This window comes from Agrobacterium sp. 22-226-1 (assembly GCF_053522345.1).
The window spans coordinates 20243-43078 of sequence record NZ_JBNWCP010000024.1 but is presented as its reverse complement, the minus strand read 5'-3'; the positions used below and the strand labels follow the sequence as shown (position 1 = coordinate 43078).

General features: G+C 59.1%; 18 protein-coding genes. 12 read left to right on the top strand and 6 right to left on the bottom strand.

The window, feature by feature from the left end:
• Positions 1–14 precede the first annotated feature (14 nt).
• The 4 genes from ACQZ5K_RS25345 to ACQZ5K_RS25330 are packed head-to-tail and all read right to left on the bottom strand — an operon-like array spanning position 15 to position 3940.
• Positions 15–836 (bottom strand): ABC transporter permease, encoded by an 822-nt coding sequence (locus ACQZ5K_RS25345; RefSeq protein WP_448741824.1) that lies wholly within the window; start codon positions 834–836, stop codon positions 15–17.
• Complete coding sequence (locus tag ACQZ5K_RS25340) at positions 829–1656, bottom strand: ABC transporter permease (RefSeq protein WP_448741823.1); 828 nt, start codon at positions 1654–1656, stop codon at positions 829–831. The genes ACQZ5K_RS25345 and ACQZ5K_RS25340 overlap by 8 nt, the downstream gene beginning before the upstream one ends.
• A 9-nt stretch (positions 1657–1665) precedes the next feature.
• On the bottom strand, positions 1666–2706 hold the full coding sequence (locus ACQZ5K_RS25335; protein WP_448741841.1) for an extracellular solute-binding protein: 1041 nt from the start codon (positions 2704–2706) through the stop codon (positions 1666–1668).
• A gap of 19 nt (positions 2707–2725) precedes the next feature.
• Positions 2726–3940: an ABC transporter ATP-binding protein gene (locus ACQZ5K_RS25330; protein WP_448741822.1), complete on the bottom strand. Its 1215-nt coding sequence runs from the start codon at positions 3938–3940 to the stop codon at positions 2726–2728.
• Between the two features lie 528 nt (positions 3941–4468).
• On the opposite strand from ACQZ5K_RS25330, the gene ACQZ5K_RS25325 reads away from it, so the two are divergent.
• The 4 genes from ACQZ5K_RS25325 to ACQZ5K_RS25310 all read left to right on the top strand — a co-directional run bounded on the left by ACQZ5K_RS25325 (position 4469) and on the right by ACQZ5K_RS25310 (position 8377).
• Positions 4469–5404 carry an ABC transporter substrate-binding protein gene (locus ACQZ5K_RS25325; protein ID WP_448741821.1) on the top strand — a complete coding sequence of 312 codons (936 nt, stop codon included), beginning with the start codon at positions 4469–4471 and terminating at the stop codon, positions 5402–5404.
• Positions 5405–5407: 3 nt separating this feature from the next.
• Positions 5408–6280: an amino acid ABC transporter permease gene (locus tag ACQZ5K_RS25320; RefSeq protein ID WP_448741820.1), complete on the top strand. Its 873-nt coding sequence runs from the start codon at positions 5408–5410 to the stop codon at positions 6278–6280.
• 78 nt (positions 6281–6358) lie between these two features.
• Positions 6359–7489, top strand: a complete 1131-nt coding sequence (locus ACQZ5K_RS25315; RefSeq protein ID WP_448741819.1) for a sugar phosphate isomerase/epimerase family protein — start codon at positions 6359–6361, stop codon at positions 7487–7489.
• A 138-nt stretch (positions 7490–7627) separates the two neighbouring features.
• A complete protein-coding gene (locus ACQZ5K_RS25310; RefSeq protein ID WP_448741818.1) occupies positions 7628–8377 on the top strand; it encodes a GntR family transcriptional regulator in 750 nt (249 codons plus the stop codon).
• A 499-nt stretch (positions 8378–8876) separates the two neighbouring features.
• Here ACQZ5K_RS25310 and ACQZ5K_RS25305 read toward each other — a convergent pair whose 3' ends face one another.
• A complete protein-coding gene (locus tag ACQZ5K_RS25305) occupies positions 8877–10475 on the bottom strand; it encodes an IclR family transcriptional regulator (RefSeq protein WP_448741817.1) in 1599 nt (532 codons plus the stop codon).
• Between the two features lie 380 nt (positions 10476–10855).
• Between ACQZ5K_RS25305 and ACQZ5K_RS25300 the strand changes: the two genes are divergently transcribed.
• The 8 genes from ACQZ5K_RS25300 to ACQZ5K_RS25265 all read left to right on the top strand — a co-directional run bounded on the left by ACQZ5K_RS25300 (position 10856) and on the right by ACQZ5K_RS25265 (position 21389).
• Positions 10856–12466: an ABC transporter substrate-binding protein gene (locus tag ACQZ5K_RS25300; protein WP_448741816.1), complete on the top strand. Its 1611-nt coding sequence runs from the start codon at positions 10856–10858 to the stop codon at positions 12464–12466.
• 72 nt (positions 12467–12538) lie between these two features.
• A complete protein-coding gene (locus tag ACQZ5K_RS25295) occupies positions 12539–13480 on the top strand; it encodes an ABC transporter permease (RefSeq protein ID WP_448741815.1) in 942 nt (313 codons plus the stop codon).
• Positions 13481–13509: 29 nt separating this feature from the next.
• On the top strand, positions 13510–14367 hold the full coding sequence (locus tag ACQZ5K_RS25290; protein WP_448741840.1) for an ABC transporter permease: 858 nt from the start codon (positions 13510–13512) through the stop codon (positions 14365–14367).
• A complete protein-coding gene (locus ACQZ5K_RS25285; protein WP_448741814.1) occupies positions 14364–16034 on the top strand; it encodes an ABC transporter ATP-binding protein in 1671 nt (556 codons plus the stop codon). Before ACQZ5K_RS25290 ends, ACQZ5K_RS25285 begins: the two co-directional genes overlap by 4 nt.
• Before the next feature lie 18 nt (positions 16035–16052).
• Positions 16053–17555 (top strand): M81 family metallopeptidase, encoded by a 1503-nt coding sequence (locus ACQZ5K_RS25280; RefSeq protein WP_448741813.1) that lies wholly within the window; start codon positions 16053–16055, stop codon positions 17553–17555.
• 33 nt (positions 17556–17588) lie between these two features.
• A complete protein-coding gene (locus ACQZ5K_RS25275) occupies positions 17589–18749 on the top strand; it encodes a M20 aminoacylase family protein (RefSeq protein ID WP_448741812.1) in 1161 nt (386 codons plus the stop codon).
• A gap of 74 nt (positions 18750–18823) precedes the next feature.
• Positions 18824–19954 carry a M20/M25/M40 family metallo-hydrolase gene (locus ACQZ5K_RS25270; protein WP_448741811.1) on the top strand — a complete coding sequence of 377 codons (1131 nt, stop codon included), beginning with the start codon at positions 18824–18826 and terminating at the stop codon, positions 19952–19954.
• 10 nt (positions 19955–19964) lie between these two features.
• Complete coding sequence (locus ACQZ5K_RS25265; RefSeq protein WP_448741810.1) at positions 19965–21389, top strand: amidase; 1425 nt, start codon at positions 19965–19967, stop codon at positions 21387–21389.
• Between the two features lie 660 nt (positions 21390–22049).
• Here ACQZ5K_RS25265 and ACQZ5K_RS25260 read toward each other — a convergent pair.
• Positions 22050–22679: a hypothetical protein gene (locus tag ACQZ5K_RS25260; protein WP_448741809.1), complete on the bottom strand. Its 630-nt coding sequence runs from the start codon at positions 22677–22679 to the stop codon at positions 22050–22052.
• Positions 22680–22836: the final 157 nt, after the last annotated feature.

Sequence of the window (22836 nt, the reverse complement as noted above, 5' to 3'; positions counted from 1 at the left end):
ATTGTTGTTGTTCGTCAGGCCTGTCGCGCAGGCGCCAGCACCCGCCTTGCCACCAGCATCACCACCAGTGTCAGGCCGATCAGCAGGCCGGACATTGCCGCAACGCGCACGTCGAGCGACTCCTCGATCAGCGCAAACATCCTGAGCGGCAGCACTGTCGTCTGTGCATCGGCAAGGAAAAGCGAGACGGAAACATTGTCGAGGGACTGGATGAAGACGAGAAATGCGCCGGCGAGAATGCCGGGTGTCAGCAAGGGCAGGATCACGCGCCTGAGCGTGGTGAACCACGTGGCTCCCATCACTGTCGAAGCTTCTGCCAGCGAGGGATTGATACCCTGCGCGACGACCGAAGCGGCGCGGTACATCAAAGGCCCGAAGACCACCACATGGCCGACGACCGTCAGCCAGAGCGAAGGCTGCAAGCCAACGAAATTGGCGACGATCAGCGCCGCCAGGCCATAAACGAGGCTCGGCAAGACCAGCGGGGCGAGAAGCAACGGCTCGATCGTGTTGACAGACCGACGCTGCAGCCGTGCCATGCCGATCGTGGCGGGCACGGCGAAGAGAAGCGAGCCGAGAACGGCAAGGCCTGCGATCTTCAGCGAGTTTCCGGCGGCAATATGCTCCGTCCCGGAGCGGATAGGATCGAGTAGCGCCTCATACCAGCGCAGCGAGAAGCCCTCCGGTGGGTATTTGAGCGTCTGCCCGGGCGTGAACGACATAGTGATCGCGATGACGATCGGGGCCACAAGATAGATCAGGCTCAGGCCGCCAAAACCGAAGACGAATGCCTTGTAGAGAATGGCGGGGACCGGGTTTTCGGATTTTCTACGCATGGCCGACAAGCCTCCGGTGACGGGAAATCATGGTCATGCCGACGAGAAGAAAACCGGTCGACATGAGGAGCACGACGGCGATGGCAGAGGCCATCGGCCAGTCGAACAGCGTGCCGACCTCTCGATAGATCAATTGCGGCACATAGACGTTGCGCGCGCCGCCAATCACCGCCTGGGTGACAAAGGAAGCACTGGTGCTGGCAAAGACGAGAATCCAGCCCGCCAGAAGTCCAGGCAGCATCATCGGCAACAGGACCGTGGCCAGGATGCGCCACGGCCCGGCGCCCGAAACCTGCGCAGCCTCGGTATAGGTTACGGGGATGCGCGACAGGATCGCCACCAGCGGAAGGATGATCAGCGGGAGGTCGATCTGGCACATGGCCATCACCAGGCCGAGTTCCGTCGACATGAGTGTGAAGGGACGCTCGGCCAGTCCAAGCGCCACGAATGTCTCGCTGATCGGTCCCTGCCGCCCGAGAATGACGATCCAGGCGAAAGTCCGAACCACATTGCTGGTCAACATCGGGATCAGCGTCAGGAAAATGATGATCTGGCGTGCGGTCTTGCCGCTGTGCCAGTAGAACAGCGCGATCGGCACACCTAGCAGCGTCGTGGTGACGATGGTCTGTACCCCGAGCTTGGCGGTGTTGACGAGAACGCGATAGTTGAACGCATCGCCAAGAAAGCGCGCGTAATTGTGCAGGGACAGGCCGTCGGGTCCAATGAAGCTGAACCCGACAAGGACGGCGAGCGGCGTCGCGAAGAACGCCACCGACAGCAGAAGCATCGGGATAACGTAGGGGAAGCCGCTCGCTTTCATGGTGCTACCTCAACCGGCGACGAGGGCGTCGAACTGGCGGATCCATTCCTGCCGGTTCTTGTTGATGGCAGCCCAGTCCGGATAGACGAGAGAGGCAAGCTGCTCGCGCTTCACATAGGCCTCGATGCCCGGCGTCAGCTCGACCTGCCTGTTCGTCGGGAACATTTCCTGCGGCGGCATCTTCAGCTTGTCCTGCGCAGCCTTCGAAATTGCGGCATCCATATAGGCATAGGCCGCGTCGACGTTCTTGGCGCCCTTGGTCAGATGAATATTGACTGGCGCTGCGGGCGAACCCGTTTCCGGCTGGACGAATTCGGCCTTCAGCCCCATGGCCTTCAACTTCGCGACATTGCCCGTCGAGCACATGAAGACTGCTATCTCACCCTGCTGGAACAGCGTCATCTGGTGGTTCGTGCTGGCCACCACGCCCTTGATATGCTCCGGGTGTTCCTTGAACAGCTTGAAGACGGCATCCATGTCGGTTGGACCCGAGCCGTAAATCTTGGCGATCTCGGTATACGCCATCACGCCCGTGTTGGAGGCGAAGCCGGTCCACGATACAAGCCCTTTGTAAGCTGGGTTTTCAAAGAGATCGCGGTAGCCCTTCGGCGCCGGGACGAGATCGGGATTATAGGCAATTCCGTTGACCTCGACCGTGACGGTTGGGCCATACTCACCCTGGAAGGCCGGATCGAGCATTCCCCAGTTTTTGAGCTTCGACGGGTCGATCTTCTGGATAAGATCGTTCTCGACGGCGATGGCCATCTGACCCGGCGACATCAGAAGTGTGTCGTAAGGCGGGTTGCCGGGGCTTGCCATGACCTTGGCGAGCTGGTCCTGCGCCATCGCCGGAGCGACAGTCAGATCGAAGCCGGCCTCCTTCACGAGTGGTGTCAGCACTGTGCGATAGCCGTCCTCCCAATTGCCCGGGAAGGTGGCGGCAACAGCAGTGCCACCGGCCGCGCGGGCAGCGAAAGGAACGGTTGCGGCTGCAGCCGCACCGGCGGCAAGCAGTCCGAAATGGCGTCGTGTGATGTTGAAGTCCTGCATCTGTTCACCTCTGTTGTTGTTATTCACGGAATGCTTCCGGTTCGCTCGGAAAGGCGTGACACCTCATGGTGTCGATCTCGGCAAAGAGCTGTGCTCCCGGCTCGGGGATGAAGGTCGAAGGCCCGCGCACCTCCGAGGAACGAAGGTTTGTCCCGTCTTCGAGAAGGAGATCATGGACTAGGGTAGGCCCAAGCGGCACTGACACGGTCAGTCGTGCCGGCAGGGCAGATGCGCTCGGCGTGGCGGAGAGACGCACATCTTCGGGGCGGAAGGTGATCGTGACCCTGGAGCCGGTGGTGAAATTCAGACGACGCGGGAGAACGAGGACCCTGCCATTCGCCAGCGAGATAGTGGTTGCTTCCGTCTCCACGCGGTCCACCGTTCCATGCAACACATTGGCCTGACCGATGAAGGTATTGACGAAGAGAGTCCTCGGCCGGTCATAAACGGCCATCGGCGTATCAATCTGCTCGACATTGCCTTTGTTCATCAGCGCCAGGCGTCCAGCGAGGCTCTGCGCCTCCTCCTGGTCATGCGTGACGATCAGCGTGGTGATGCCAAGCGTCTTCTGCAGATGGAGAAGCTCGACCTGCAGGTCGAAACGCAGGGCACGGTCCAGGGCACCGAACGGTTCGTCGAGAAGCAGAAGCGAAGGCCGTCCGGCAATGGCACGGGCCACCGCCACGCGCTGCTGCTGACCACCGGAAAGCTCACGCGGCAGCCGGTGGCCAAATCCTTTCAACTGCACGAGCGACAGCATTTCCTCGACCCGTTCGTGCCGCTCGGAGCGCCCGACCTTCTGGCAGGCCAGGGGATAGGCGATGTTCTCGGCTACCGTCAGGTGTGGAAACAGTGCATAGTTCTGGAAGACCATACCGATCCCCCGCGCACGGGCCGAAACATTGGCAAGGTCCTCGCCACCGAGCTGGATCACGCCGCTTTTCGGCTGGATCAGCCCTGCGATGGCGCGCAGCACCGTGGATTTGCCGCAGCCGCTCGGGCCCAGTAGCGCAACGATCTCACCGGCTTCTATCTCGAAAGAGATATCGCTGATCGCATTCTGCCCGCCATAACTATGGGTCAGGCCGCGAACGCTGAGCTGTTTGCTTTCTGCTGCATTCGAGATCTGCGGCATGAAACTTTCCTTGGGTTGGGCCAGATCTGACGGGAGCTTTGCCCTCGCCGGCAGGCGGAGATGTAATCGATCGGCAATTTTGAGTTCGCCCTGTGTCATGCCAAAGGAATTGCAAGTCGCATGCCAGTTGGGCTATTGCGGCTGTGGAAAAAATATCAACTGTATGAATTTACGTAATTTTTTGTGTCGTACATAAATTCGCATAAAGATAATTACAAACAATAGTAAGAAAATAATAATCTATAAAATGTGCATGTTTTGGAACCGGTGATGATTTGCTGTGCAGGGATATTGGCGGGTCAGCGGATAAATCAGCGGTTTTACGGCTCTGCTACGCGTTTATGGCGCAAGCCCGGAACTCGAAAATTCGGAAAATAACCAGCAAGCGCAGGGCCTTAACAGCTCGTCACCAACGGAATCGACGCGACTGGAGTCCGCAGGCTATTTTTTCATCGATTTTTATTCGAAACTGTATGCGAAAGTATGTTCGAAACATTTTGGAAATTTGACATGGAAAATAACGCATGAAAAACAAGGGGATGCGCACGAAGAGCCTGACGTGGCATGGCGATTGCATCGAACCACCCTGAAAATTCACGACGAAAGAAATATGAAAAGGGGTTCCGCATGCACAGCTTCAGAAACAGTCTCAAAGTCGGCCTGACCGGCCTCGCGTTCGCACTGCTCGCATCAATGACACAGGCCGCGGAAGGCACGCCTGTGAAGATGGTGCCGGATGCCGATGTGGCCAGGCTTCCGGGTATCGCCTTCAGTCAGAAGCTGGCCGACAGCCTGCCCGCTGCGATCAGGGACAGGAAAGTCATCAAGGTTGCGACGGACCTGACGCCACCAATCAGCTTCCAGGACGAGGCCGGAAAACTCATCGGCATCGATGCAGACATTGCTGCAGCCCTCGGAGTCATTCTCGGCGTCGATGTGCAAATGACCAATGTCGGCGCCGGTGCGGCCATCGTTCCGGCTGTGCTTTCCAGGCGTTTCGACATGACGCTCTCCGGTATCAATGATGACGTGGAACTGGAAAAACAGGTCGACGTGATCGACTACATGTATGATGCAACGACCATTATGACGATCAAGGGTAATCCGCTCGGTATCAGGAGCATGGAAGACCTCTGCGGCAAGAAGGTTGCGGTGCCTGTCGGCACCTTCCAGAACAGGCTGGTCGTTGCCGCATCGTCAAAGTGCACGACGGCACCTGTCGATATCATGTCTATCCCGAAAATGCCTGACGTCCTGCAAGCCGTGCGCACGGGCCGCGCCGACGCAACCGTCAACGGCTACGCGACGAGCGTCTACACGACCGAAAAGCAGACCGGCAAGGGCGTTGGCCTGCAGGCGCTTCCGGATGTCCGCCTCGCCGTCGGTTACCTCGGCATGCTGGTCTCCAAGGATAACCCGGAACTGCGCGATGCTGTTATCGCCTCATTGCAACACATGGTCGATAGCGGCGCCTATCAGGCGATCATGGAAAAATGGGGCCTTGGCCCGCTCGCCGTAAAGACCGTCAGGTTCAACGACGCTGCCTCGATGCCGGTGGACTGAGCCATGTCACTGTTTGCTCAACCCGCCAGCATGGCCATCGCACCTCCGCTCGGCAAGCCGATACGGTGGGGGCAGATTACGACCGGTACCTGCGCGATCCTCGCGCTTGTTCTGGTCATCACGATTATCGCCAGAAACCAGAGCGTCCAGTGGGGAGAAATCCCCCGCTACATGATCGATCCGGTCATCCTCGGCGGTGTTATCCTGACTTTGGAACTGACCGCCGGCGCCATGGTCTTCGGCATCGCCTTCGGCTGCATCGTCGCCATTATGGCAACCAGCCAGAACATCGTCCTGAAGGCGATCGCAGTCGCCTTCGTCTGGTGGTTCCGCGGCGTGCCGCTGATCGTCCAGATCTTCTTCTGGTTCAACATTGCCCTCTTCATTCCGGAAGTCGGGATAGGCTCTTGGTCCATCTCCATCAACGAACTCGTCACGCCGGCGCTCGCAGGGTTTCTGGCGCTCGGGCTGCATGAGGCGGCCAATATGAGCGAAATCATCCGTAGCGGTCTCACCGCCGTCGATCGCGGCCAGCGGGAAGCCGCCTCCTCGCTGGGCTTACGTCCCCTCCAGACATTGCGCACGGTGGTCCTGCCACAGGCCATCCGGCTGATCGTGCCGCCGACAGGCAACCAGGCGATCGGTATGCTGAAGGCAAGCGCCATCGTCTCCGTTATCGGCATGCAGGACCTGCTGACCCAGGCGCAGGCAATCTATGCCCGCAACTTCCTTGTCATCGAAATGCTCTGCGTCGCCTCCCTCTGGTATCTCATTATCACCACTATCGCTTCACTCGCACAGCATTTCCTTGAAGAACGTCTTGCGCCCAGAGGCCGCGATACAGGCGCGCAGAAGGACAGTCCGCGACGCGCCTGACGCCTCCCCATCCATCCACCAACCAAAACGGAAACGCCTTTGCAGCGCATCCGATCAGGAAACATTAAGGAGCAGATCATGAGACTGGGTATAGACGGACAGAAATTGCCGGAAGCCAGGAAACGCGGCCCGCTGAAAAGTCTCGACCACGTCAGGGAACTCGGCCTCGCCGGCATTTTTTTCAGCACCGTTCTCGATATGAGCGAGACACTCGATACCGGCGAACTGGCTGACATTCGCGCCAGGGCGGATGAACTCGGGCTTTATCTCGAAGCGGGTGTTGGCAAGATCAATCCCTATTGCAGCGCCGAAGCCCCGGAATTCCGTGCCATCGGTGATGGCGACGTCATCCTGGGCTTTACCCGGATGATCGAGGCAAGTGCTGCGATCGATTGCCGCGAGCTCTGGGTGTCGCCCGGCAACTTCAAGTCCGAATATCGTGGCCGCCTCGCCAACGATCGTTTCCGCACCGACGTCACCTGGGATGAGCAACTGCTTGCAACGGAAAAGGTGCTGATGAAACTGGCCCCTGTTGCCCGCGCCAACGGCGTTCATCTCAACATGGAAACCCATGACGAGATCACCTCCTTCGAAATCCTGCGGCTGATCGAAAAAGTCGGTGAGGACTGCATGGGCGTCGTCTTCGACACCGCCAACGGCCTGCAGCGCGGCGAACATCCTGTTTATGCAGCAAAGCGTGTAGCCCCTTACGTTCGCCAGACCCATATCAAGGACGCCTATGTCGCCCGCGCGACCGGTGGCCTCGACTTCCAGACCCGCCCCGTCGGTCGCGGCATCGTGGATTTCGCGACGATCATCCCGATACTCGCCAAGGCCAATCCTGAGCTGAACCTTTCTCTGGAGGTGGCGGCGTCCGTCGAGGACAAGCCGCGCAAGGCCAACCCCCGCCAGTGCATCGAGATCGACGATCCGGCCTGGCGCGCCGGCCATCCGGATCTGAATGCGGAGGAACTGGAAGCCTATCTTTCCATGGTCAGCATCTTCGAAAAGCGCGTCTCTTCCGGGGAGATTCCGGACTGGGAAGCCTATGAGGCAAGCCATTACGGTTATCCGGCCTATAAGGAGCAGGCCTATGGCTTCGATGAGGCCGTGACCTTCATAAAGACTTCCGCACACCACATTGAAACCATATGCAAGGACAACGGAATTTCGCTGTTTACTCCGGTTGTGAAACGACGGGCGGCCTGAGCAAGCGCGGGCGGGATCGGCAAGAAACAGGCCGGTCTCGCCTTCAAATATGCGTCAAAGCTTGGCTTCCTGTCCGGAAGAGCATATACGCAGCAATATTATCACGAAGAAAATTATATTGCCATTCTGGAGCAGCAGATGAAAAGGGCACGCCGTCAACTCCCCAAGGCCGCACCTAAAGCCAGCAACTTCGTCGAAGTGGTCGAGAACGTCAATGATGACGTGTCCGAGCGCATCCGCACCACACTCGCCAATGCTATTGGCGAAGGCGCGCTGAAGCCTGGCACCAAGATACTCGAGGACGCGATAGCCGACCACTTCGGCGTCAGTCGCACCGTCGTGCGTGGTGCTCTCGGCGTGCTTGAGAGCGACCATCTGCTGGAGCGAAAGAAGAACCGCGGGACCTTCGTCGCAGAGCCCGGTATAGAGGAGGCCCGCGCCCTGTTCGAGTCCCGCCGCAAGCTGGAACATGCGATCCTCGAACTCGTCATGGAGCGCGCTTCGGCCGAACAGCTCGATGCCCTCAAGAACCTGACGGATGAGGAAGAGCAGATCCATCATCACGGCGACGAGAAGTCGAAGACCACGCTGGCTGGCAAGTTCCATATCGTGCTCGCCGATCTCGGCGGCAATGCAGTGCTCACAGAGGTGCTGACCAAGATCGTCGCACGCCTCTCGCTTGTCATGGCACTCTACGGGGAAGAGAAGCGCGACGATTGCGGTGCGGACCACCACCGCCTGATCGTGTCGGCGCTCAAGGCAAAGGATTTGGCAAAGGCACAAGCCCTGATGGACCATCACCTCGCCGACATCGAGGGCCGTGTGCGCCTGACCGAGGGACAGGGTGACCGGCATACATTTATGGCAGTGCTCGAGAATTTTTCCTGAGACGTCATCCGGAAACCATGTGCACTGAGGTTTCTGGCATCACACAAGCAAGCCGCCCCGGGGCCAGACTTCGGTAACGGGCCGTTCCAGTCGAGCATAAGGTAACGACCGCCGCAGCGCAGTCATGCTGCCAGTGCGGTAGTCAATTCCTATGGATTCCCTGTCGCCGATACCTTGCCCGCTTCGCCCTTCATTTGAGGTCGCCCCGGGTTCATGCTTCCGGGATTTCTGTAGCCTGGGCGATGGCCGTGACGACGTTGATGGCCTTTCAGTTACCCCGGTCAGTCAGAGACAAATCGGCAATCACAGCTGCCGCCCTGCCGGCTCCTCTGTTTTCGGTTGAAGCAGTCATCCTCGCAGCGGGTTTGCGCAAGGTTCACGCCGGCAGACGGGCGCTCGCAAACTGCACACGAACGGCCCTGCGGCGCGAAAGCGGTTTCGGAGCCTGCGCGACCGCGTGCGGTCATTTTCCCGACGTGATGCATCGCCCGAGACGATCTTATCCGCCGCGGGCGTGGGACACCAGCAAGGGCACAACTTCACGCTCAAGCCGCTCGACAGACCAGCTGTGCACAGGAGCGGATACGACGATGGCGCCTGCCGGACGACCGTTTGGTCCTGGTACCGCGGCGGCAACATTCACCTCGTCGCGGATCGACTGGCGATCCGTGAAAGCCACACCTCGAACGCTCGCTTCCAGAATCTCCTTCCGGATTTCGTCCTTGTTCGTAACGGTAAAGGGCGTACCGGGCTGGATGGGGCTTTCCGAAAGAACTCCGTCAATCTCTTCCGGTGGCAGCCATGACAGGATCGCCCGACCACCGGAGGATGATACGGCCGGAAGGCGTCTGCCGGGATAGGCGGTTCTGAAAGCCGGTTGCGGTCGGCTTTGAACATGCAGCAGGTGGATGATTTCCGTGCCGTCCAGGATGCAGAAGGAACAACGCAGCCCGCATTCCTCCCGTAGCCTGATAAGCCGAGGCCATACCGACCGGAGCAACGCGTTTCCCATCTGGAAACGATAAAGAAGATCAAGCGCCCGTTCGGAGACATGGAAAGCGCGTTTGGGCTGGTCCTTCTTCAAATAGCCCAGGCCTGTCAGCGTATCTGTAATTCGCTGGACGGTCGGTACCGGAAAGCCGGTTTGCTGTGAAAGTTGCGTCAGGGTGAGCAGCGGCGTTTGCGGATGGAAAAACTGCAACAGATGCAAGCTTTTGGAAACTGCGGTCACCGCGAGCGGATCGTTCTCGTCGTCGACCAGTGGCCACAACGTGCGCGGGTTTGGCTCGAGATTGGCCGGGCGTACCGCCCGTGTCACCATCAACTCCCCCATGCGTGAGACTGTCTCGCAAAGTTGCCCGGTTACCGTGCCTGTCGCCTCCCTGTTCGCAAGACCGGAAAGTGAGACCGCAGCGACCGGCTGGCCGGATGCGTCGCGGAAAGCGGTCGCAATGACATGGCGGGATCCGCCTTCGCCGGTACTGTCAAAGGAAAACCCCACGCTGCGCTCAGAGGCTATGCGCTTGCGCAACGATTCCGCGTCGCCTGTCCATGTTGCCAGAAATGTATCGAGTGTTGCCTCATCCATAAGAGACAAAAGCGCCCGGCCCGGTGCGGTCTCCGGAAGTGCGAGGCGGCTGCCGACCGGGGCAAGTGCCAGGGATGCGGCAGGTGACGGGACCCGGGCCAGCGTCACCGCGGTTTTCCCGTCAAGGAGCCACAGATCGGTACTGAGGCCGGTGCGTGCATTCAATTCCACAACCAGCGGCATCACAAGATCAATCAACTGGTTGCTGTAAAGATAGACATGAGCGGGATAACACGCCCGGTGCCCGAGAGAAAGGACACCGCTCAGTGCGTCGCGTTCGAGCCAGCGGGATTTAACAAGCGTATGTACCAGACGCTGGGCGCTGGAGCGGTTCATAGCGCCTCGCCTGGCAACATCGGCAATTCTCAGTTCAGGCGTATCCGGCCCGAACATCTCAAGCACGGCAAATGCCTTTTCCAGCGCGGCAATGCGGGCCCGGTGATCGGCTGCCTCTGAAGGTGCGGTAAAATTCATTTTGCGACGCAGCAAGATCGTTGACAAGGCTTTCAACGACCCTATAATCGATAGTCGAGAATAGCAATCGCATCGCGGTAAAATAATCCTAAGGGGAACGCCTTGCACAACATGCTTCATTCGGAATGACGTCATAGTCAGCTATGCCCACATGCCCTCCATGTGACGGCAGGGCTGTACCTGGCCGGCCTGTCCCGTTGCGGTTTACCTGCCGCAGCTGTGGAAGGTATGGCGATTGTATGTTTCGCCGTACTTTTGCGGCGGCACACGTGCCCTCCGCCGCGCAAACTTTCAGGTGATCGCGGCGACATTATCAGAAACGGTCCGGACAAGACGGGTGCCGTGCGCTTGCGTGCGGGCCACCGCACGCGCCTTCCGGTCGCCACCTGCCAACCAGAAAAGGGAACAGCGAAATCATGCAAGCTCCGTTGACCAGAAAAGCAAACCGGGCAAAAAGCCGGCTCGTTGCAGCAATCATTGCCCTTTCAGCCTGTGTTGCGGGCTTTGCAGCGAATGCATCAGCCACAACAATGATGGCCGTACCGCATTCGGGCTTGCGTATTCTCGATCCGATCATCACCACCGCTCACATCGTGCGCAATCATGGCTACATGATCTATGACACGCTGCTGGCGCTTGATGCCGATTTCAAGCCCCAGCCCCAGATGGCTGACTACACCGTTTCGGATGACAAGCTGTCCTATACATTCACGCTGCGCGACGGTCTGAAATGGCATGACGGCACGCCTGTGACAGCGGAAGACTGCATAACCTCGCTTCAGCGCTGGGGCAAGCGGGACACCTCCGGTCAGATCCTCTTCGACAAGACCGAAAGCCTGACGGCCACGGATGACAAGACATTTGTTTTCAAGCTGAAAGAACCCTTCGGCTTTTTGCCTGAAGTTCTGGCCAAACCCTCTTCGGTTGTACCGTTCATGATGCCGAAGCGCATTGCCGCTACCCCGGCTGATACCGCTATTACCGAATTCATCGGTTCCGGGCCCTTCAGGTTCGTCACGGCTGAGTACCAGCCGGGCGTCAAGTCGGTCTATGAAAAATTTGCCGATTACGTGCCGCGCAGTGAGCCTGCCAGCTGGCTGGCTGGCGGCAAGGTGGTCAAGGTCGACCGTGTGGAGTGGCTGAGCATGCCCGATGCCCAGACGGCAATCAATGCTATCCAGTCCGGGGAGATCGACTATATCGAAGCTCCGCCAGTTGATCTTCTGCCGCTTGTCGAGAGCAATGACGAACTGACCGTCAAGACGCTTAACACGCTTGGCTCGCAGACCATGGGACGCATGAATTTCCTGTACCCGCCATTTGATAACAAGAAGGTCCGCCAGGCCGCTCTTAAAGCGATGAACCAGAAGGATGTTCTCGACGCGCTGATCGGCAATCCGGACTACTACACCATTTGCGGCTCCGTCTTCGGCTGCGGTACGCCCCTTGAAGCACTGGCCGGTTCGGAAACCCTGACCGGCGCGGGCGACATGGAAAGCGCCAGGGCACTCCTCAAGGAGGCCGGGTACGACGGAACCCCGGTTGTCATCCTTCAGCCTACCGACGTCGTGACCGTTAAAGCCCAGCCGGTCGTGGCCGCGGCTGCACTGAGGGCTGCGGGCTTCAACGTCGAACTTCAGCCCATGGACTGGCAGACGCTCGTCACTCGTCGCGCCTCGCAGAAGCCGGTGGCCGAGGGTGGCTGGAACATGTTCTTCACCAACTGGATTGTGCCGGAAATCATGACGCCGCTTAACAACCCGATGTTGAACGGTCGCGGCGCCAAGGGGTTTTTTGGCTGGCAGACAGACGAGAAGCTGGAAGCGTTGCGCGCCAAATACATCGCCGCAGCGACACCAGGCGAGCAGAAGACTGCAGCCGCCGAGCTCCAGGCCCACGCCATGGACGAGGTCAGCTACATCCCGCTTGGCCAGTACAAGAACCCCTCCGTGTGGCGCAACCAGCTCTCCGGGTTCCTGGAATCACCGGTTCCCGTGTTCTGGAACATCGAGAAAACAGAAGACTGAGCCCCGTGGAGGAACATGGCGGCATCCTGCAGATGCCGCTTCCCTGCCTGCCCAACCGACGTGAGGATGCTTATGCTCGCCTATACGTTCCGCCGAATTCTGGCCTCCGTTCCGGTGATGATCACGGTTGCCGTTTTCGTTTTCCTCCTGCTGCGTCTGACGCCCGGCGATCCGGCCGCCATCATCGCCGGCGACATGGCCACGCCCGAGCAGCTTGAGAAAATTCGCGCCGCCCTCGGCCTCGACAAACCGATCGTCGTGCAGTTCCTCTCGTGGTTCTGGCTGCTTCTCCAGGGTGACCTTGGCGTGTCGCTGATTTCCAATACACCGGTTACCGCGATGATCGGCAAGCACATCGAACCGACTGTGAGCCTCGCACTCGTCACGATCGTCCTGTCGGTGCTGATCGCCGTTCCACTCGGGGTCATTGCTGCGTGGCGCCACGGCACATGGATCGATTATGCCGTCATGACGATTTCGGTCGTCGGCTTCTCCGTCCCGGTTTTCGTGATCGGCTATATCCTCATCCAGGTCTTCGCCATCGATCTCAAATGGTTTCCGGTGCAGGGCTTCCGGAGCATCACGAAGGGCGTCGGTCCTTTTGCGGAACGTGCCATTCTGCCCGCCCTCACACTTGCTTCCATTTATATCGCGCTGATCGCCCGCATGACGCGCGCCTCCGTGCTCGAAGTACTGGGCGAGGATTATGTGCGAACCGCCCGCGCCAAAGGGCTGAAGGAAAACACCGTCCTGTTCCGCCACGCGCTGCGCAATGCCGCAGTTCCTGTGCTGACCATAATCGGGACCGGTTTTGCATTGCTTGTTTCCGGTGTGGTGGTGACGGAAAGCGTATTCAACATTCCCGGTATTGGCCGGCTCACTGTCGATGCCATTCTTGCCCGCGATTACCCCGTCATTCAGGGCATGATCCTGCTGACAAGCGGTATCTATGTGCTGGTCAATCTCGTCATCGACCTCTCCTACTCCTTCTTCGATCCGAGGATACGGTACTGATGGCCAATTCCACGCTTTTTGGCGCCGCCATGCGGCTGCCCGTCTTCGCCAGCAGAAAAAAACGCGGACAAGTTATCGCCGTTCCGGCCATCGCGCTTGCCATCCTCATCCTGATCATTCTCGTGGCCGTTCTCGCGCCATGGCTTGCTCCGCACGACCCCGTGGCCATGACGCCCTCCGCCCGCCTCAAGCCCGCGGGCGAGATCTACCCGCTCGGTTCCGATGCCTACGGACGGGATCTGCTGTCACGTGTCCTGTACGGGGCTCGCATCTCCCTTTTTATTGGTATCGGAGCGACTGTCATCTCGGTGGCTGTCGGACTTGGGGTCGGCCTGCTCTCCGGCTTCTTCCGGCTCCTCGATGCCGTGGTCATGCGCATCATGGACGCACTGATGGCAATTCCGAGCCTGCTGCTCGCCATCGCCGTGGTTTCGCTGACCGGGGCTAATATCTGGACCGTGATGTTCGCCATTACCGTCCCGGAAATTCCTCGCGTCGTGCGTCTCGTTCGCTCGGTCGTGCTGACTGCGCGCGAAGAGCCCTACGTCGAAGCCGCGATCGCTGCCGGCTCCGGCCTGCCGAAAATCCTCTGGCGGCATCTGATGCCGAATACCCTGGCACCACTCATCGTGCAGGCCACCTATGTCTGCGCCTCGGCCATTCTTACAGAAGCGATCCTGTCTTTCCTAGGGGCGGGTGTCTCCACCGAAATCCCGACCTGGGGAAATATCATGGCCGAGGGACGTGCCTATTTCCAGATCAATCCGCAATTGATCTTCTGGCCAGGCCTGGTGCTCTCGCTCTGCATTCTCTCCATCAACCTTCTCGGCGATACAGCGCGCGATCTGCTTGATCCGCGCATGAAAAAAAGGGAGGCCACGAAATGACGGCTGTTGCGTTCGATCCCGCTACCGCGTCCGAAGTATTGCGCGTCGATGACCTCGTCGTCCGCCTGAGTGGAGACGACGACAGCGCCCCGGTCCTCAACGGCATTTCAGTCACCATTCGCGCCGGCGAAACAGTTTGCCTCGTGGGAGAGAGCGGTTCAGGCAAATCGGTGACCTCGCTCGCTACAATGGGGCTCCTGCCGCGAAATTCACTTGAACCTGTGAGCGGCGCGATCCTGTTCGAAGGTGAGGACCTGCTCAAGGCCGACGCGGGTCGCATGCGGGCACTGCGCTCGAAAAGCATTGCCATGATCTTTCAGGAACCGATGACAGCACTCAATCCGGTGCTGACGGTTGGCCGGCAGATTTGCGAGGTGCTTCAGGAGCACACGACGCTTTCAGCCAGGGAACAGAAGATGGCCGTTCTTGACATGATGCGGGAAGTGCATCTGCCTGATGTCGAGCGCATCTTCGCAGCGTATCCCCACCAGCTCTCGGGCGGTCAGCGCCAGCGTATCATGATCGCCATGGCACTGATCCTGAAACCCAAACTGCTGATCGCCGACGAGCCGACCACTGCACTTGATGTGACGACCCAGAAGCAGATCCTCAAGCTCATCAATGAACTTCAGGAAAAGCAGGGCACCGCCGTTCTCTTTATCACCCACGACATGGGGGTAGTGGCGGAGATTGCTGACACCGTCTATGTCATGAACCGTGGCAACCTGGTCGAGAATGGTCCCGTCGACAGGATTTTGAGCGCGCCGGAAATGGACTATACCCGCGCTCTTCTTTCCTCCGTGCCAAGCCTTGTACCACGCGCGCCGCGCCCGGCTGTTTCGGAGGAGGTGGTGCTCTCCGCCTCGGAACTTGAGAAGGTGTATGGCAAGAAAGGCTTTTTCGGCAAAACCCCGGCCGGAACAAAGGCAGCGACGGATGTATCCTTCACACTGAAGAAGGGCCGTACGCTCGGTATCGTCGGTGAAAGCGGCTCGGGCAAGTCGACCGTCGCCCGCTGCATCATGCGGCTGATCGACCCCACCTCCGGCTCGATCCGCATTTCCGGACAGGAAATTGCCGATTTCTCCCGCCGTACCCTGCAGCCGTATCGCCGGCATATCCAGATGGTGTTCCAGGATCCTTATCGCTCACTCAACCCGCGCATCACGGTGGGGGAAAGTATTACCGAAGGGCCAATAAATTACGGTACGCCCAAGGCGGAGGCCCTGACGCGGGCGCGCGAACTTCTCGCAATTGTCGGTCTGCCCCCGGATGCGGTGAGCCGCTATCCTCACCAGTTCTCAGGCGGCCAGCGCCAGCGCATCGCGATCGCCCGTGCCGTGGCCATGAACCCCAAGGTTCTCGTGGCCGACGAGGCAGTGTCAGCACTCGACGTTTCGGTTCAGGCACAGGTACTCGACCTCCTTGCGGGCTTGCAGGAAAGGCTCGGTATTTCCATCCTGTTCATCACCCATGATCTGCGCGTTGCCGCCCAGATATGTGACGACGTGATCGTGATGCAGAAAGGCCGCATTGTGGAATATGCCAGCGGCTACGAGGTGCTGACCAATCCGGTTCATGCATACACCCGTCAGCTTATCGATGCCGCCCCGGGGCGACATTGGGATTTCGCCAATTTCCGGCCACTCGCCCCCGAAGCTGCATAATTGCCAGGAGAATGATTGATGATATCCCGGCGTGTCGCCTTTGCCGGTTTCATTCATGAGACCAATACGTTTGCCCCCACCAAAGCCACTTATGATGCCTTTCTGAAGGGGTCCGGCCATCTGCCGCTCTGCCGTGGAGGGGAGATGATCGCTCTCGTCAGGGGTGCCAATACCGGTATCGAGGGCGCGCTCGATTATGCCCGGCAGGCAAATTGGGAGGTGGTTCCGGTACTGCGGGCCAGCGCCGTTCCCTCTGCCCATGTTACAGAGGATGCGTTTGAGCGTATTGCCGGTGAGATCGTTGCGGGCATCGTGGCAGCGCTGCCCCTCGACGGCATCTATCTCGATCTTCATGGGGCCATGGTCTGTGAACATCTGGACGATGGTGAGGGCGAACTTCTCGCCCGCATCAAAAGCGCCGTCGGCAACGACATACCTGTCGCTGTCAGTCTCGATCTGCACGGTAACATAACCCGGCAATCAGTGCGCGACGCCGACGTCATGATCGGCTACCGCACCTATCCGCATGTGGATATGGCCCTGACCGGCAAACGGGCCGCAGGTTTGCTTGACCGTCTGATGGACGGTGAGCGTTTTGCGAAATCCTATCGCCAGATCGACTACCTGATCCCGATATCGTGGCAATGTACGGAGATGGAGCCGGCGCAATCCATCTACGCCCGGCTTGCGGGACTGGAGGAAGAGCAAACAATTGTCTCGCTCTCCTTCTTTCCCGGCTTCCCGGCTGCCGATTTCAACGATTGCGGCGCGACTGTTCTCTCCTATGGAACGACGCAGGAAGCAGCAGACCTTGCCGCCGATGAACTGAAGGCCCTGATCGATGTCAGTGAGCCCGCCTTTGCCGGTCGCGTCTATAGTGCCGATGAGGGCGTGAAGGAGGCAATACGTCTTGCCGCAACCGCTGCAAAGCCCGTTGTGCTTGCGGATACGCAGGACAATCCCGGGGCCGGTGGTGATTCCGATACGACCGGAATGTTGCGGGCTCTTATCGACAACGGTGCACAGAACGCGGCGCTTGGTTTGCTCTACGACCCTGAGGCTGCGCTGGCAGCACAGGCAGCGGGCGTCGGCGCAACGATCCGCATCGCCCTCGGTGGAAAATCCGGCATCCCCGGTGATGAGCCGCTTGAGGCCGAATTCGTGGTTGAAGCGTTGTCCGACGGATTGACGCGCGTCAACGGTCCCTACTACGGCGACACCCTGATGCGGTTGGGACCTTCGGCGTGCCTCAGGATCGGTGGCGTTCGAGTAGCCGTTGCCTCGCACAAGGTGCAGATGGCTGACCGCGGCCTGTTCCGTTATCTCGGCATCGAGCCGGAAACGTCGAGCATTCTCGTCAACAAGAGCTCGGTGCATTTCCGCGCAGATTTCGAACCGTTTGCCGAGACAATTCTTGTTTGTGCCGCACCCGGTCCAATGGCCGTGGATCCGGCGGCCCTCCCGTGGAGGAGGCTTCGCCCGGGCATCCGTCTTTCCCCCCTCTCTACCGCCCTCTCCTGATCCGTCGCTTTTTTGATCTCAAGGATATCAGCAATGCCCGTTATCGAGAAAATTGCCTCCTGGCATGATGAAATGACCGCCCTTCGCCGTGACATCCACGCTCATCCGGAAATCGGTTTCGAGGAGATACGCACTTCCGGCATCGTTGCCGAGAAGCTTGCGAGCTACGGCGTCGAGGTGCATCGCGGCATCGGCAAGACCGGTGTTGTCGGCGTTCTCAAGGGGGCGAAGGGGAGCGGGCGTACCATCGGCCTGCGGGCCGACATGGACGCGCTGCCGATGGAGGAGCGCACCAACCTGCCTTACGCTTCGAAAATCGCGAACCGCTTCCACGGCTGCGGCCACGACGGTCACACGACCATGTTACTTGGTGCGGCACGTTACCTTGCCGAAACCCGCAATTTTGCCGGCACGGCCGTATTCATCTTTCAGCCAGGCGAAGAAGGCTGCGGTGGAGCCCGTGCCATGCTGGCAGACGGCCTGTTTGAACGTTTCCCCTGTGATGAACTCTACGGGTTGCACAATATGCCTAATGAGGAGCCAAACAAGATCGGAATCAAACCGGGCACCGCCATGGCCGGCGCGGATTTCTTCGATTTCCACATCAAGGGACGCGGCAGCCACGGTGCGCGGCCCGAAGGGTCCAAAGATCCTGTGATTGTCGCAACTCATCTGGTCTCGGCCCTGCAATCGATCGTGTCGCGTAACATTTCTCCACTTCGGTCGGCCGTGCTGTCGGTCACGCAGATTCATGCCGGTTCCGCATATAATGTTGTTCCGGAAGAAGCGACGGTCTCCGGCACGGTGCGTTATCTCGACCGCGAGGTGAATGAACAGATCCGTGAGCGTATGCGCACCATCGCAGCCGGCCTTGCCGCGTCTTTCGATGTCGAGATTGTAACGGACATTCGCAATGTCTTCGACGTCCTCATCAATACGGAAGAACTCGTAGAGGGGTTCGCTGATGCCGCCCGCGACATAGTGGGTGCAGACCTTGTCTATACAAAGGACGAACCCGTCATGGGCAGCGAGGACTTTGCCGATATGCTCTACAAGGTACCTGGCGTCTACTGCACGGTTGGCCATGCCGGATCGGTGCAGTTGCACAATCCGGGCTTTGTTCTGGATGACAACATTCTGCCGGTTGGTGCGAGCCTTCTGGCGCGTGTCGTCGAAAAACGTCTGGCCGCCTGACGCCCCCTGCCCTGCCACGAGATCGGGATTGCTTCCTGAGCGTTGGACGTCCCCACGAAACGAGACCCCGTACCATGGATTTCACCCGACTTCCCTTTGAAACGGACGCAATGCTGAAGCGTCTGAAGCCCTGGATAGAATGCGAAAGCCCGACTTTCGATGCTGGAGCCGTGGATCGCATGATGGATCTTGCTGCCACTGATTTCGCAACGATTGGTGCCACAATAGAACGAATCCCCGGCCGTTTGGGGCTTGGCGGCAGCCTGCGTGCACGTTTTGGCGATACCCGCGACACGCCTGGAATTCTCGTCTCCGGTCATCTTGATACGGTTCACCAGGTTGGCACGCTCAAGGCACTCCCCTTTCGTATCGATGACGGACGTGCCTATGGCCCGGGTATCCTCGACATGAAGGGCGGAAATTTTCTGGTATTCGAAGCAATGAGGCAGCTTCTGCACACGGGCATCGGCACCCGCCTTCCCGTTACTGTCCTGCTGACCCCCGACGAAGAGATCGGCACACCCTCGACGCGGGATCTGATCGAGGCAGAGGCCCGGCGTAACAAATACGTCCTGGTTCCCGAACCCGCCCGTGAGGAGAACGGGGTGGTCACCGGTCGCTATGCCATTGCCCGTTACAATCTGGTGGCGCGTGGCAGACCCTCGCATGCCGGCGTATCGCCGAAATCCGGCCGGTCCGCAATTCGCGAAATGGCCCGCAAGGTGATTGAAATAGATGCAATGAGCGATGACGACTGCACGTTTTCCGTCGGCGTCATTCATGGCGGGCAATGGGTCAATTGTGTCTCTTCGCTGTGCACGGCCGAAGCATTGTCCATGGCGAAAACCGATGACGATCTCGCCTCCGGGGTCGCCCGAATGCTCAATCTGTCAGGGATCGAAAACGAGGTGGAGTTCTCGGTCACCTGCGGCGTCACCAGACCGGTCTGGCCACCGGCCCGACCTGAAACCATGGCGCTTTATGAAAAGGCGCGCATGCTTGCCGACAGTCTTGGCGTTTGCCTTCCCCACGGCAGTTCAGGCGGCGGTTCCGACGGCAATTTTACGGGCGCGCTTGGCATTGCCACGCTTTGTGGTCTGGGACTGCGTGGCGCAGGTTATCACACTCTCGAAGAGCACATCGAAATTGACAGCCTGGTCGATCGCGGCAGGCTGATGGCCGGCCTTCTGGCGATGCTGGATTGAGGATAGATCGATGACAGGCGACATCACCCGGCTTTCCGCAGCCGCGCTTTCCAGGGCAATCCACTCGCGGCAGGTTTCCTGCCTTTCCGTAATGGAAGCCTACCTCGATCGCATCGATACTCTCAATCCGGTCGTCAATGCGATCATCTTTCGTCGATCAAGCACAGAGTTGCTGGACGAAGCGCGCGCCTGTGACCGGGAACTTGGGGAGGGGCGCTCGCGGGGCTGGATGCACGGGTTCCCTCAAGCGATAAAAGATCTCTCCGAAGTTCAGGGCCTGCCATGTTCCTGGGGGTCCCCGCTCTTTGATAATTTCGTTTCCAGTGCAGACAGTCTCCATGTGGAACGCGTCCGCGCCGCCGGCGCGATTTTCATCGGCAAGACCAACACGCCCGAATTTGGCCTCGGGTCCCACACGTCCAACCCCGTCCATGGCCCAACCCGAAATCCCTACGACACGACCAGAAGCGCCGGCGGTTCTTCGGGTGGTGCGGCGGCGGCGCTCGCCTGCCGAATGCTGCCGGTCGCGGATGGCTCTGACATGATGGGCTCGCTGCGCAATCCTGCCACCTTCAACAACGTAATCGGCTTCCGGCCGAGCTTCGGCAGAGTACCAGGCGCAAAAGGGAACGAGCTTTTTCTCGGCCAGCTTGCCACTTCTGGCCCCATGGGCAAGACGGTGGAGGATGCCGCTCTGCTTCTCGCAACGCAGGCGGGTTATGACCGGCGCGACCCTCTGTCCCTGGCGGACGAAAGCCTCGCAGTCCGCAGTCCTGCAACAACCCAGGGAATGAAAGTCGCCTGGTTCGGTGATTTCGGCGGATATCTTCCCTTTGAAGCCGGCGTTCTGGATGTCGATCGCAAGGCTCTTGCCGTTCTGGCGAACATGGGTTGCGATATCGATGAACTCGTGCCGGATTTTGAACTGCCGAAGCTGTGGGAAGCGTGGATGATATTGCGCAGCTTCAACGTGACCCACGGTCTGCGCACCTTCTATGACCAGGCAGAAACGAGGTCGCTTCTTAATCGGCAACAGATGTTTGAATTCGACATCGCGCTTTCGTGCAGTGCCACCGATATCTTCAATGCGTCCGTCGTCCGGACAGCCTGGTACCAGTATCTCTGCAGATTGTTTGAACGGTATGATTTCATTTTGATGCCGAGTGCACAGGTATTCCCTTTCGATATCGACATCTCCTGGCCGACCGAAATCGACGGCAAATCCATGGACACCTATCATCGCTGGATGGAGGTGGTGATCGGTCCCACGCTGGCTGGACTTCCCGTGGCGGCCGTTCCTGCGGGTTTCGGGGTGAATGGCCTGCCGACCGGTATACAGTTGGTGGGACCGCCACGCCGTGACCGGGAAACGCTGGAGTTTGCGCTGGCGTATGAGCAGTCAGCTGAAATCCGGACAGGCGATGCAGTCGTCTGAAGCCCGGCGCTCTCAGGCCGTCTTTTGAAACGTGAGCCGTTCCGAAGAACCTGGCGAAACACCAGATCCAGGCTTCGATTATTTTTGTCGCGGTGAGACGGGAAGCTCAAAATCAAGGCGGCGGCAGCCGCGTAACGGCGCCCGGGAAAGCTGCAGGCCGTTTCTTCGACTTTCTATTCCCGGAAATGGAGTTTGAAGGCGTTGATAAATGCAAGACTGCCGTGGCGGTCGTTGCTCGCCTGACGCCGGGCGTTGGCGGCTTTCGGGTGCACAGCGTGATCGACATCGGTTTGAGTGTCGGCAAGTACGCGGCAAAACGACGGACGGAGGTTGGAAACCGCAGCCACTTGCCGGGATACAGCCGCTCCATTCGGGCTCGACATAATCGGTACAGCAGCAATTGATTGGAACTTGTCCGTCTCCCACTCACGCACACGACATGCGTCTCGCTCACATGATATCGCCGGATCAAGCCCGCGGCGGGCGGCTTGAACCGGCGATAATGCCGGTTATCACACCGGCAATGGAAGGGCGTTGATCAACACCAGACTCGCAAATGGCAGGGCAGAAATTTCGTCGCAACGGACATGACGACCGAACCTGTCACCCCATCGCTGACGGAACCGTCCCAATGTCGCTGCTCCCTTTCCCGCTGCTGTCTCAGTTCCCCGCTTGCTGTTCGAGGGCCTCGCGAACTTCTGCGATTTTCCCTGTGTCTGTTCCGGCGCCCAGAATACTCTTCGCCTCCGCAAGCTCCTGGCTGGTCACTGGCCTGTTGGCCAACTGTTCCAGAGCCGAAAGGAGGGCGTCCTCGCTAAGCGCGGGATCCATAGGCACTGCCGTTACCCCATGCTGAATTTCGAATTCAGCATACGCCTTCACATAAGCTGCAAGCGCTGCCATCTTGGGATCATTGGAGTTCAGATATGCATGAAAATTTCTCTTCATCGAATTAAGGCTGCCAGTGCCCGACTTTGCGCTTTGCGTTTTCGAATTCTCGCCGTGTGTTTTCGAGGGCTTGTCTGAATGGTGCGATTTCAACGATGCCGAAGAGCCCTTGTTCGCCGATGAGCTGGAGGAAGCCCGGCTTTCGCCAGCGCCGGATTTCCCTCCACCATGGCCTCCCCCGTTGCCACCGCCGTTTCCGCCGCCATTGCCACCACCATTGCCACCGCCGTTTCCGTCCTTGGCAAAAGCAGCATGCATGAAGCCGGCGGTATCTCCTGCCATCGGCGCAACGGCGAGGACAAAACCAAGGCTTGCGATACCGATCACAGAGCGGATTTTCATGAGCACGTCCTTCATAAAATTTGCCACGGCTTGAGCTGGAGCCGCGGTGCCAGCAGTTTGTTGCGCACTACAATATTGCCAAAATTTCAGGTTTCCACTCCGCTCGGACCTATGCCTTGGGAATTCGGACCATAGTCCGATTGATCGCGCCTGATGG

What these genes read in the sequence shown, in the direction of transcription:
- ACQZ5K_RS25320 (WP_448741820.1), top strand. Translation starts at nt 5,408, where the DNA reads ATGTCACTGTTTGCTCAACCCGCCAGCATGGCCATCGCACCTCCGCTC.
- ACQZ5K_RS25300 (WP_448741816.1), top strand. Translation starts at nt 10,856, where the DNA reads ATGCAAGCTCCGTTGACCAGAAAAGCAAACCGGGCAAAAAGCCGGCTC.
- ACQZ5K_RS25275 (WP_448741812.1), top strand. Translation starts at nt 17,589, where the DNA reads ATGCCCGTTATCGAGAAAATTGCCTCCTGGCATGATGAAATGACCGCC.
- ACQZ5K_RS25340 (WP_448741823.1), bottom strand. Translation starts at nt 1,656, where the DNA reads ATGAAAGCGAGCGGCTTCCCCTACGTTATCCCGATGCTTCTGCTGTCG.
- ACQZ5K_RS25325 (WP_448741821.1), top strand. Translation starts at nt 4,469, where the DNA reads ATGCACAGCTTCAGAAACAGTCTCAAAGTCGGCCTGACCGGCCTCGCG.
- ACQZ5K_RS25345 (WP_448741824.1), bottom strand. Translation starts at nt 836, where the DNA reads ATGCGTAGAAAATCCGAAAACCCGGTCCCCGCCATTCTCTACAAGGCA.
- ACQZ5K_RS25285 (WP_448741814.1), top strand. Translation starts at nt 14,364, where the DNA reads ATGACGGCTGTTGCGTTCGATCCCGCTACCGCGTCCGAAGTATTGCGC.
- ACQZ5K_RS25310 (WP_448741818.1), top strand. Translation starts at nt 7,628, where the DNA reads ATGAAAAGGGCACGCCGTCAACTCCCCAAGGCCGCACCTAAAGCCAGC.
- ACQZ5K_RS25330 (WP_448741822.1), bottom strand. Translation starts at nt 3,940, where the DNA reads ATGACACAGGGCGAACTCAAAATTGCCGATCGATTACATCTCCGCCTG.
- ACQZ5K_RS25260 (WP_448741809.1), bottom strand. Translation starts at nt 22,679, where the DNA reads ATGAAAATCCGCTCTGTGATCGGTATCGCAAGCCTTGGTTTTGTCCTC.
- ACQZ5K_RS25295 (WP_448741815.1), top strand. Translation starts at nt 12,539, where the DNA reads ATGCTCGCCTATACGTTCCGCCGAATTCTGGCCTCCGTTCCGGTGATG.
- ACQZ5K_RS25280 (WP_448741813.1), top strand. Translation starts at nt 16,053, where the DNA reads ATGATATCCCGGCGTGTCGCCTTTGCCGGTTTCATTCATGAGACCAAT.
- ACQZ5K_RS25315 (WP_448741819.1), top strand. Translation starts at nt 6,359, where the DNA reads ATGAGACTGGGTATAGACGGACAGAAATTGCCGGAAGCCAGGAAACGC.
- ACQZ5K_RS25335 (WP_448741841.1), bottom strand. Translation starts at nt 2,706, where the DNA reads ATGCAGGACTTCAACATCACACGACGCCATTTCGGACTGCTTGCCGCC.
- ACQZ5K_RS25270 (WP_448741811.1), top strand. Translation starts at nt 18,824, where the DNA reads ATGGATTTCACCCGACTTCCCTTTGAAACGGACGCAATGCTGAAGCGT.
- ACQZ5K_RS25265 (WP_448741810.1), top strand. Translation starts at nt 19,965, where the DNA reads ATGACAGGCGACATCACCCGGCTTTCCGCAGCCGCGCTTTCCAGGGCA.
- ACQZ5K_RS25290 (WP_448741840.1), top strand. Translation starts at nt 13,510, where the DNA reads ATGCGGCTGCCCGTCTTCGCCAGCAGAAAAAAACGCGGACAAGTTATC.